1 protein-coding gene is annotated in these 821 nt (G+C 35.0%); it reads left to right on the top strand.

Annotated elements, in window-relative coordinates; translation table 11 throughout:
- A partial coding sequence (locus F4V57_RS14705; RefSeq protein WP_150330567.1) for a TonB-dependent receptor domain-containing protein occupies positions 1-821 on the top strand: 821 nt, incomplete at both ends.

The raw sequence follows: 821 nt of genomic DNA, 5'->3' as shown, positions 1-821 counted from the left end.
ACCTCGAGCAGGCCGACGTTCAGAAAATCAATACTGGTTTAACTTTGATTGGCAACCAACACCATGGCTTACTCTGACTGCCGGGGCAAAATCCACTTCCTATTGGTCCTTTGATGATTATTTAAATAATTCTACGAGTGGTACACAAACATACTCAAAAGAATATGCAAAACGATTATCGTATACAGTTAATACATTAACACAGGATCTTTATGATCAGTTGATCAATACAGGAATATTAACTGGTACAACAGCCACAACAGCCGCATCTTCTATCGGCAAGTCTTATGCAATAAGATATGTATGGTATGCTGATCCAGTTACAGGGAAATATAGTACAGAAAATAATCCATTTTTAAATGGTACAATTGATTTAACTAAATATCCGGCATTAACAAACGTAAATGGGCTGCCAACAATGGGATATTCTTCTCTTACCACTACAGTGACTGAGGAAGTTAAGAAGAAAAAAGACCATAAAAACTGGGCACCAGCATTTTCTGTAGCCTTTAAACTTAATGAGAATAATCGTTTTTATATTAATTATACTGAAGCTTATCGATTACCAAGCTTATTTGAAACCACACTGGGTTTTTCTGCCTCACAATCCGGTTATGATTTGGAACCAGAACATGCGCATAATTGGGAGCTTGCCTATATTTATAATCTAAAAGATTTATTAAAGCTTAAACAGGGGCAAGCTGATATTAAACTGGCTTATTTTAATAATAAAACTAAAAATGTCATTGAACGTAATTATTATCTTGTGTTTTCGAATATAGATCAACAGAAAATATCCGGTTGGGAATTATCAGGACGGT

The sequence above is a fragment of the Acinetobacter qingfengensis genome (genome assembly GCF_008693185.1).
Taxonomy (GTDB): Bacteria; Pseudomonadota; Gammaproteobacteria; order Pseudomonadales; family Moraxellaceae; genus Acinetobacter; species Acinetobacter qingfengensis.
The sequence above is the reverse complement of the archived record's forward strand: the minus strand, read 5'-3'. Positions and strand labels throughout refer to the sequence as shown.